The sequence below is a fragment of the Maricaulis sp. genome (assembly GCF_048270265.1).
GTDB lineage: Bacteria > Pseudomonadota > Alphaproteobacteria > Caulobacterales > Maricaulaceae > Maricaulis.
The window spans coordinates 93489-101742 of sequence record NZ_JBLWTD010000011.1 but is presented as its reverse complement, the minus strand read 5'-3'; the positions used below and the strand labels follow the sequence as shown (position 1 = coordinate 101742).

9 protein-coding genes are annotated in these 8254 nt (G+C 64.7%); 4 read left to right on the top strand and 5 right to left on the bottom strand.

Features of this window, described 5'->3' with window-relative positions; translation table 11 throughout:
* From ACN0YF_RS08165 to ACN0YF_RS08155, 3 genes are all read left to right on the top strand, one after another.
* Positions 1-1125, top strand: a 1125-nt coding sequence (locus ACN0YF_RS08165) for a trans-sulfuration enzyme family protein (RefSeq protein ID WP_417494006.1), incomplete at its 5' end; no start/stop codon positions are given.
* Between the two features lie 156 nt (positions 1126-1281).
* A complete protein-coding gene (locus tag ACN0YF_RS08160) occupies positions 1282-1608 on the top strand; it encodes a hypothetical protein (RefSeq protein ID WP_417494005.1) in 327 nt (108 codons plus the stop codon).
* A gap of 245 nt (positions 1609-1853) precedes the next feature.
* Positions 1854-2333 (top strand): GNAT family N-acetyltransferase, encoded by a 480-nt coding sequence (locus tag ACN0YF_RS08155; RefSeq protein ID WP_417494004.1) that lies wholly within the window; start codon positions 1854-1856, stop codon positions 2331-2333.
* Between the two features lie 54 nt (positions 2334-2387).
* On the opposite strand, the gene ACN0YF_RS08150 is transcribed toward ACN0YF_RS08155, so the two are convergent.
* From ACN0YF_RS08150 to ACN0YF_RS08135, 4 genes are read right to left on the bottom strand one after another with little or no spacing between them, the layout of a single operon-like run.
* On the bottom strand, positions 2388-3017 hold the full coding sequence (locus tag ACN0YF_RS08150) for a trimeric intracellular cation channel family protein (RefSeq protein ID WP_417494003.1): 630 nt from the start codon (positions 3015-3017) through the stop codon (positions 2388-2390).
* Positions 3014-3568, bottom strand: coding sequence for a hypothetical protein (locus ACN0YF_RS08145; RefSeq protein WP_417494002.1), 555 nt, complete (start codon positions 3566-3568; stop codon positions 3014-3016). The genes ACN0YF_RS08150 and ACN0YF_RS08145 overlap by 4 nt, the downstream gene beginning before the upstream one ends.
* A complete protein-coding gene (locus tag ACN0YF_RS08140; RefSeq protein ID WP_417481672.1) occupies positions 3565-4584 on the bottom strand; it encodes a TIGR00341 family protein in 1020 nt (339 codons plus the stop codon). Before ACN0YF_RS08140 ends, ACN0YF_RS08145 begins: the two co-directional genes overlap by 4 nt.
* Positions 4585-4588: 4 nt before the next feature.
* On the bottom strand, positions 4589-5458 hold the full coding sequence (locus ACN0YF_RS08135) for an NAD(P)-dependent oxidoreductase (protein ID WP_417494001.1): 870 nt from the start codon (positions 5456-5458) through the stop codon (positions 4589-4591).
* A gap of 61 nt (positions 5459-5519) precedes the next feature.
* On the opposite strand from ACN0YF_RS08135, the gene ACN0YF_RS08130 reads away from it, so the two are divergent.
* A complete protein-coding gene (locus ACN0YF_RS08130; RefSeq protein WP_417494000.1) occupies positions 5520-7847 on the top strand; it encodes a penicillin acylase family protein in 2328 nt (775 codons plus the stop codon).
* Here the strand turns inward: ACN0YF_RS08130 and ACN0YF_RS08125 are convergent.
* Positions 7829-8242 (bottom strand): flavin reductase family protein, encoded by a 414-nt coding sequence (locus ACN0YF_RS08125; protein WP_417481669.1) that lies wholly within the window; start codon positions 8240-8242, stop codon positions 7829-7831. The genes ACN0YF_RS08130 and ACN0YF_RS08125 overlap by 19 nt on opposite strands.
* Positions 8243-8254 lie beyond the last annotated feature (12 nt).

The following is an 8254-nucleotide window of genomic DNA, read 5'->3' as shown; positions in this document are numbered from 1 at the left end:
CGCGAATCCCTCACTGCCCAGGCGATGCACGCCATCGACGCCGCCACCGGCGCGGTGATCCCGCCAATCCATCCGGCGACGACCTTTGCGCGCGATGCCGACAACCAGCTGATCGGCGAGACCGATTATCGCCGCCCGGCCGGGCCGAACGAGTTTCAGGCGGCCCGGGTGCTGGCGATGCTGGAGGGCGCGCCGGAGGCGAAGCTGTTTGCGTCGGGCATGGCGGCGATTGCGGCGGTGGTCGAGAGCGTGCCGACGGGCGGGCATGTCGTGGCGCAGAGCGAGATGTATTACGGCGCCAAGGCCTTGCTGCAGCGCGCTGCCGCCAAGGGGCGGATCACGCTAGATCTGGTCGCGCCCGGCGATGTGGCTGCGCTGAAAGCCGCCTGCAAGCCGGGCACGGATCTGGTCTGGATTGAGAGCCCGGCCAATCCGTCCTGGGCGATTGTCGATATCGCGGCGAGTGCCGGGATCGCCCATTCGGTCGGCGCGACACTGGCGATTGATTCCACCTGTGCCCCGCCCTGCACCACGCAGGCTTTGGCGCTGGGCGCCGACATCGTCATGCACTCAGCGACCAAATATCTCAACGGCCATTCCGATGTGCTCGCCGGCGTGCTGGCGACGCGCGCGCTCAATGAGCGCTGGGCCGAGATCACCGAGATCCACACCCGCACCGGCGCCATTCCCGGCGCTTTCGAGACCTGGCTGATGCTGCGCGGCCTGCGCACACTCTGGGTCCGCTTTGCGCGCCAGAGCGAGACGGCGCTCTTCCTGACGGAAAAGCTCTCCGGCCACCCGGCCCTCGACGCCGTGCTCTATCCCGGCCTGCCCACCCATCCGGGCCATGCCATCGCCGCGCGTCAGATGACGGGCGGGTTTGGCGGCCTGTTTTCCTTGCGGCTGAAGGGCGGTTATGAGGCAGCGCGCAAGCTGGCTTCCGGGACAAAGCTCTTCATCCAGGCCACCTCGCTGGGCGGGGTGGAAAGCCTGATCGAGCATCGCAAACCAATCGAGGGACCGGCCAGTCCGACGCCGGATAATCTGGTGCGGGTCTCGGTCGGGCTGGAGCGGGCGGAGGATCTGCTCGCTGATCTGGAACAGGCCCTGGCGACGGCCGGCTGACCTAAAGGTCAAACCCCAGATATTGTGATCAACTCGTAGCGTTCCACAACATCTTGCCGGTTTATGCTTGCGTCCCGATCAATATCGGGCGTAATCTCACGGCTATGTTGTGGTTCAAGTGCGTAGTTTTCCAATAAACACCCTGGGGAGAAACTCATGTCACTGGACAAAATCATCTGGGCCGTCTCGGCCCTTGTCGCGATTGTTTTCGCTTTCGTCAGCATCGAAATGGCCGGACTGATCCTGGCCATTCTCGGCCTCGCCTGCGGCTTCTTCATCAAGGGCGATCATCGCCGCGCCGTCATTCTGGCCGCGATCTTCCTGATCGCCGGCGGTGCCAGCGCGCTGGGATCGATCCCGACCGTCGGCACCTATCTGACGGCTATTTTCAGCAATTACGGCGCCGTCCTTTCCGCCGCATCGCTGATGGTGATCGTCATGGCGACCGCCGAACGCATGATCCCGGGCATGTCGAGCGAATAGACACCGGCCCGTTCAGACCTCAACCAACAGGGAGCCCCGGATATCGGTCCGGGGCTCTTTGCGTTGGCGTTGCACTTGACCGGATTGCCCGCCCTGTTTAACCCTGCCCACTCAACCAACCGGAGCGTTTATGCGCCGCCTTCTTGAGTCCTGATACAGCCCGCTGATGCAGCGGGCTGGCATGAAAACCCCATTCCGCCTGGCCATGCCGGTGCGGATCGCTTTTCTATTTCAGGAACAGACCATTGAAAAACACACAAAATATCCAGCTTCGTCCCGCCACGCCGGACGATGTCGAGCCTCTCACTGCCCTTTCCTACAAGACGATCCGGGTCAAATACCCCGACGTCATCGGAGCGGATATGGTGGAGGGCTATATCGCCTCAGGGGCGGTGCCGCATTACTATACCGAGCGCAATGCCTTCACCCGCGTCGCCGTGGCTGATGGCGAAGTGATCGGGGCCTGCGCCCTGCGCGGCAATGCCGTCGATCTGATGATGGTGACTGTTGAACACCATCGCAGCGGTGTCGGCTCGATCCTGTTGTCGGAGGCAGAGGGCATCCTGTTCGCCGATCATCCGGAGATCACACTCGACAGCTTCCGCGATAATCGCCAGGCGGTCGATTTCTACACCAAGCATGGCTGGGAGATGCAAGAAGCCTTCACCGACCCCGATTACGGGATCGCGATGGTGCGCATGATCAAGTCACGCGGCAGCGCCTAACGGCACGGCCCGGTCTCGCTCCAGGGCGAGACCGGGCCAAACCGCTCGCATCCGTCAATCCATATGCATGATCGCCGGCAGCGACCATTTGAACTGGATGGCACAGCCGCGCAGCACAAAGGCGAGCACCGCGGCCCCGATCGTCACCGCGCTGGGGTCGAGCCCGAGCGCCATGCCGGCGACATAGGCCGCCGCGCCGGCCAGGGCGGCAAGGGCGTAGATATCCTCGCGCAGCACCAGCGGCACGTCATTGACGATAATATCGCGCAACAAGCCGCCAAAGGCGGCGCTCATGACGCCGGTCAAGAGCGCGATACTCCAGTGGGCACCGGCATCAAGCCCGGCGCGCGCGCCAAGCACGCAAAACACCGCCAGCCCGACCGCATCGGCCCAGATCAGCACCGCACGCCGCGTCGCCAGCCATTGCGCGCCCGGCGCCAGGAAATAGCCCAGCAAGGCGCCGCCCAGCGCGATCCAGAGATATTTCGGCTCGACGATCCAGTAGACCGGCAGCTCGCCCAGCAGAACATCGCGCAGCGTACCCCCACCCATGCCGGCAACGGCGCCGAGAATGGCGGCGCCGAACGGGTCGAGCGATTTGCGCGCCGCCAGCATGCCGCCGGAAAAGGCGAAAAAGCCGATCCCGGCGAAATCGAGGATCAGGAAGACGGTGCCGACATTCATGCGCGCGGCGCCGTCTTGCCGCGGGCGAGCTCACGCCGGGCCTGCTCGAATACAAGAAGGTCGGCAAGGTCACGCGCCCGCCAGGCAGCGGCCATCAGGATCCCGACTGCCACGGCCCAGGTTGCCAGGATGACGATCACCGAGTCGATCTGGCTGAAGCCGAGCCGGGTCCAGATTTCCGGATCGATCTCATTGATCCCGATTGTTGCACCGACTGGCAGGGTCACCATCAAAAGGGCATAGGCCCGAAAGGTACGGTCCACTTTGCCGGCATTCAGCTCGGCATAGGTTTTGAGGAAGTCGATCTGGGCATCATCCAGCCCGCCAAGCAGGCCCAGCCCGAGTTTCCAGTGGCGCGCCCGGGTGAGCGGCGTGAGCTGGTCATTGCCGAAATGGTGCAGGCTGCGCCGCGAGAAACCCGCGAACAGGATCAGGCGCCATGTGGTGAAGTTCACGGTCAACCGCTCCCACACGCCCATCGCCATGGCGTCGGTGCGGATCAAACCGGTTGCGCCAGCCTTGCTGGTTGAGGTCATCTCGTCATCTTTCATGGCCGCGGAACCCCCGGCACTTCGGGCACGCCCGGCACGGTCAGATACACTGCCACCGCGGTCAGTGCCACGATCAGCACCGCCCAGACGGCGGCATTGATATAGACCGAGCGCTTGGCGGAGCGGCGCTCCAGCCAGGTGCGCGGGCGCACGCCCTTGAAGAAGAAGACCAGCAGGGCTGCCAGATTGACACTGACGATATTGATCATCAGCAGCAGGCCCGCGCGCGCTGCCAGCGGGAACTCGCCCGAACCGGCAAACAGGCCGGTCGAAGCGGCCGGCGGCAACAGCGCCACGGCGACCATCACCCCGACCAGGGTCGAGGGCAGACCGGCGACAATGGAGAGCGCCGCTGCCGCCCCGGAGGCCAGCGCCAGCGCGGTTGAGTCCAGTCCGACAATGGTGCGATTGGTCAGCTCGGCCGAGCCGAGATTGACGTCAAAGACCAGACCGATCACGACGGAAATCGCCATGCCGAGAAACAGGCCGGACAGAGCGGTGCGTGTCGCCTTGGTCATCAGCGCGAAGTCACCCAGCGCAGAGCCGAGCGCGAAGGCGAGGATCGGTCCCAGCAAGGGGGCGATCACCATCGCGCCGATCACGGCGGCGACATTGTCGGCGGCGAGACCGAACACGACCACGATGGTCGAGAGCACGGTGAGGATCAGGAAGTCGCGGTCCAGCTTGGTGCCAGCCTCGATGTCCTGGTAGATTTCCTCCCGCAGCGCCACCACGCGGTGCTTTTTCTTCACTTCCGGGTCGACTTCCTCAAGCTTGGGCAGGCTGGCCTCGACCGGCAGGACGACCAGGCGCCAGCCCTCCTGATGCTCGAGCATGGTCGCAATCGTATCGAGCGCCTTCTGGCCATCGCCTTCCTTGAACACCATGCGCATCAGCCGCCGGCCGCCGCTGTCGGGCTCACTGAGGCTGCAATCGAGCGGTTCGGTCGCGAGCACGGCCTGGTGCACAGGTTCGACCCTGTCACCATCGGCCATGCTCAGTTCAAACAGGCGCATGGTTTCAGCCCTTCCCGGGGAAATCGAGGCGGAAGATCAGGCTCGACGTGTCCCAGCGGCTGCCGCCGGCGTCCTGGATTTCGGCATAGAAATCATCGACCAGTTTCGCCACCGGCAATTCGGCGCCATTGCGTCCGGCCTCCTCGAGCGTGATGCGCAGATCCTTGCGCATCCAGTCTACGGCGAAACCGTAGTCAAACTTGCCCGCAACCATGGTTTCCCAGCGATTTTCCATCTGCCAGGACTGGGCCGCCCCCTTGGAGATCGCCCCCATGACCTTGGCCGGATCGAGCCCGGCCCGCTTGGCGAAATTGAGGCCTTCCGACAGCCCCTGGACAACACCGGCAATGCAGATCTGGTTGACCATCTTGGCCAGCTGACCCGAACCGGCCGGACCGATCAGGGACGACGCCTTGGCATAGGCATCCATCACCGGCTCGGCCGCGGCGAAGTCGGCCTCGCTGCCACCACACATGATGGTCAGCTGGCCATTCTCGGCCCCGGCCTGGCCACCGGAGACCGGCGCATCGACAAAGCCGATCCCGGCGCTGCGCGCCTCGGCATCGAGTTCGCGCGCCAGTTCGGCAGAGGCCGTGGTGTGGTCGACCAGGATGGCGCCGCGCTTCATGGCCGGGATCACCTGGTTGGCCACCGCCCGCACATCGGGATCATCGCCCAGGCAGAAGAAAACGAAATCGGCGTCGGCGACCGCCTGCTGCGGCGTCTCGGCCGCCTTGCCGCCATGGCGGCGCGCCCAGTCAGCGGATTTCGCCGCGGTCCGGTTCCAGACTGTGACCTCATGATCCGCCTTCACCAGATGGCCCGCCATCGGGAAGCCCATCACGCCAAGACCCAGAAATGCGCACCGTGCCATTAATCACTCCCAATTCGATTTGCCCCTTGCTAGTCTCCCGCGCACAGGGGAGCAAGTCATCATGATCAAATCCGTATTGCGTTATGGCACCATCACGCTTGGTATCATTGCGGCCGCGATAATCGCGTTCGCACTCGTCTTCGCCAACCGTCTCTATGCCTCGCTGCCGCAGACCACGGGCACGCTTGAGCTGGCTGGACTGGAAGCGCCGGCCGAGATCGTACGCGACGAGTATGGTGTGCCCCACATCTTCACCGCCAATGCCCATGATGCCTATTACGTCCTCGGCGCTGCCCACGCCCAGGACCGGATGTGGCAGATGGAAATCACCCGCCGCGCGATTCGTGGCCGGCTTGCGGAAATCCTCGGGCCCGATGCGCTCGATACGGACATCTTCTTCCGCACGATGGGCCTGGCCACGGCCGCCGAGGAATCTGTCACCAACCTGCCCGCCGATGTGCAGGATGCGCTGCAGGCCTATAGCGACGGCGTCAATTCCATCATCACCGCACCCGGCTATGTCGCCCCGCCGGAATACCAGATCCTGATGACCGCCCCCGAGCCGTGGTCGCCCGCCGATACCGTGACCGTCTTCAAGGCCATTGCCCTCGACCTGTTCGGCAATGCCTTCCAGGAACCGGCCCGCGCCGCGCTGGAAGCGGTGCTGGGCGCCGAGCGCACCGAGGAATTCATCGGCCGCTATCCCGCTGATGCGCCGCGCTCGCTGAGCATGGCCGATCTCGGCCTCACAGAAGCGCCGGCGGCCTCCGAAGTCGAAAGCCCGGCACCCGCCATCGGACCGGAAGATCCCGGCCGTGACGGCTCCAACAACTGGGTCGTCGCCGCCAGCCGCACCACGACCGGAGCGCCAATTCTGGCCAATGACCCGCATCTGGGGCTGAGCGCGCCGGATATCTGGTATCTCGCCCGCGTCACCACGCCCGCCGGATCGACGGTCGGCGCCACCCTGCCCGGCACGCCTTTCGTGACGCTGGGCCGCAATGATCACATTGCCTGGGGCTTCACCAATACCGGCCCCGATGTCGGCGATCTGCACCCGGCCACCGAGGCCGATGTCACCGGCAGCCGCGAAGAGACGATCCATGTCCGCTTCGCCAACGATGTGACGATCACCCGCCGCGAAACCGCGACCGGTCCGGTGCTCGATCCGGAGCATTTCGGCTATCCGCTGCCGAACGGCGCCGATTTCTTCGCCCTGCAGTGGATGCTCGACGAGCCCGACGACACCACGCCAGGTGTCGGCATGGCGATTTCCGGCGGCCGCGGCTGGGATGATTTCGTCGACGCGGTGCGCTCATTCGTGGCACCGCAGCAGAATATGGTCTTTGCCGCCACCAATGGCGATATCGGTTTTTACGCACCGGCGCGTATTCCCGTACGCAATGCCGACGGTGAGTGGGTCTCGACCATCCCCTTCGATGCCCTGCCCCACACCCGCAATCCCGAGCGCGGCTTCATCGCCACCGCCAACAACATGATCGTGCCGGATGAGTATCCCTATTATCTGACGAGTGAGTGGTATGGCGTCAGCCGCATCCGCCGCATCTATCACGGCATCGAGGCGCAGCCGCGCCATGATCTCGACAGCCTGCAGGCGCTGCAGACGGATACCGTCTCCGACATGGCGCTGCGCATCCTGCCGACCCTGCGCACCGCCGAACCACTGACCACCGCCGGCCAGGACGCACTCGCCCTCCTCGCCGACTGGGACGCCGACATGGCCGTCGACCGGCCGGAGCCGCTGATCTATTCCGCCTGGATGGTGGAGCTGCAGCGGCGCGTCTATGCCGATGAGCTCGGCACCGAGTTCAATCGCTGGTTTGCCGATCGCCGCGTCTTCATGATGGATGTGCTGACCGGTGATCTCGGCGCCTGGTGCGACAATGTCCTGACCGATGATGTCGAGACCTGCCACGACCTGCTGGGCGCCGCGCTCGATGACGCCATTGCCAATACGGCCGCCGCCCAGGGCAGCGATATCACCGCCTGGCGCTGGGGCGATGTCCATTACGCGCGCAGCGACCACACGCCGTTCTCCAGCTTCCCGATCCTGAAGGACTGGTTCACCATCACCACGCCGGTGCCCGGCGATGGCTCGACCGTCAATGTCGCGCCCTTCTCCTTCCGCGGAAACGACTACGTCGTGTCGCACGGTGCATCCTACCGCTCGCTGTATGATCTGTCGGATCTGGACAATTCGCGCTTCATGATCACCACCGGCCAGTCGGGCAATGTGATGTCGCGTCACTATGACGACCTGGCCCCATTATGGGGTCGCGGCGAGTATTTCCAGGTCCGCACGGACTGGACGCCTGACACGATGCCGGAAGGTGCCGAACGGCTGCAGCTTCAGCCGGCCTCGCCGTAGCCGCCACGCACGAAGACCAGCGAGGGCACCGTCCGCGGCGTGTCGAAGGCGATGACTTCGCCGACAATGATGTCGTGATCGCCGCCGGCATGCACGGCGCGCTGTCGGCAGACCAGCCGCGCCACGGCACCGTCAATCAGCGGCGCGATATCGCCGGAGCACTGCGCACCGCAAAGCGCGAGATCGGCCTCGTGCGCGCATTTCTCCGCCATCTGGGCCTGGTCGTGCGCGAGGATATTGATGGCGTAGTCCCGGGCATTGCGAAGCAGGTCATAACGATGCGTGCTGCGCTCGATCGACCACAGGACCAGCGGCGGCTCGAGCGAAACCGAGGCAAAGGAATTCACCGTCATGCCCAGGGCAGCGCCACCGGCATAGGTCGATACAATGGTCACGCCGGTCGGGTA